General features: G+C 54.1%; 1 pseudogene. It reads right to left on the bottom strand.

Going from position 1 to position 1,403, the window contains the following annotated elements:
* Nucleotides 1-321 (bottom strand): annotated as a pseudogene (locus tag JQ624_RS38315) (hypothetical protein); the annotation flags it as partial.
* Nucleotides 322-1,403: the final 1,082 nt, after the last annotated feature.

The raw sequence follows: 1,403 nt of genomic DNA, 5'->3' as shown, positions 1-1,403 counted from the left end.
GGAAACGTCATCAGCCCAATGCTCCAACGTGTTGAAGGCGACGACGCGAACCGGATCATTGAATTGCCCGGTCATAAATTCGTTGACGATGGTTTCGAGGTCGGTGCGCTCGATCTCAGTCTCACGGTACACGGTGCCGTTCCTAAAACGGTCGATCACGAGATAGACCGTCTGATCTGCGCCAAAAGGAACGGTGGTTGGCGACCAGCCCGTTCTGGGCATAGTAATACTCCACGCAACAGGTACCCGAAAGGGGATCAAGCCTACACCGGCCAGTTCGTTCCGGCCCCCTGCAGCGCTTAGCCGCTCCTGATCGGTCATCAGGCTCTTTTAGGGTCGTTAGAGTAGTGCAGCGACTATGATTTCGACGTTACGTTGAGATACGGTAAGCCCGTGATGTCACCGTCTACAACCGTCAGTCATCCCAATAATTCGCAACCGCTCCTGGTGCGCCGCTCGGAACGATCGAGCCGCTGTCAAAATGGTTTTCGACGCGCTGTCTAGTCAAGGCATCCATGCCGTTGCGGTGGAGCCAAAGGAGCCCGGTAGCAAGTTGCCGTAAGTCGTTCCGATCTGCACCAACGGGCAACTTCCTTGCGCGACGCAGAGCGTGCGCAGCCTGCTGTTCCAGTGCTGATAGCTCGCGTTTCAACTGCTTTCCCGCAGGTCGATGTTCGCGCCCTTGGCATAGTTATCTACATCACTTCATAACTCCGGTTTGTGAAATAGCTCACAGTTCAGCGTCGGCTGCATCTGGAGCTGTCCGTGCCTCAGGTCGCTAGAGGGACCCCGCTCACGTCGTCCTCACTCGTTAATTCAGGAATTAGAAACCATATAAAATGATCGGAAGATTTTAGGGAAACAGTTCGCCCGCCGCCGCGTCGATTAGCCGGAGGCCACAAATGGTGACAGAGCGCAAGTTCAGAGAGCAAGAAATTCAGATCGCGCGTTATCGGCTTCTGGAGCGGGAGGTCACTGATCCATTTGCCGCGTGCTTGCTACACATCGTCATCTTAGAACTTGAGGCCGATCTTCAGAAGGATTGGGAGACCGGTCAGAGAAAATGTCAGGGCCGATAAAGCCCCTCTCTCGGCTGGGTCCGGTGAGAAGGCATTCTTGAAAGATGCGTCATTTTACAACTTCTATGACAGCCTCTCCTTTATCACAATGTGGACGGTCAACATCTTTAGCGCCTTGTCGCCTGCAACCTTGAAGCCCGCGTGAGGTACCTTACGAGTATTGATCGTGGCCGCTCGGACCAACTGCTTTGCAAGGTGTAGCGCTGCTTGCATAGTCGAACAGCTGCTGGGAGCCATTATTTCTTCCTGGGGGTGCTCTTGAACGAAACGCCTAATCGCATTGAAACTTTGCGAATGCGCTCAGGCGTACGCTTCATGATCCGA

The organism is Bradyrhizobium sp. AUGA SZCCT0283, from assembly GCF_018130385.1.
Taxonomy (GTDB): Bacteria; Pseudomonadota; Alphaproteobacteria; order Rhizobiales; family Xanthobacteraceae; genus Bradyrhizobium.
This window is presented reverse-complemented; position numbering and strand designations above follow the sequence as displayed.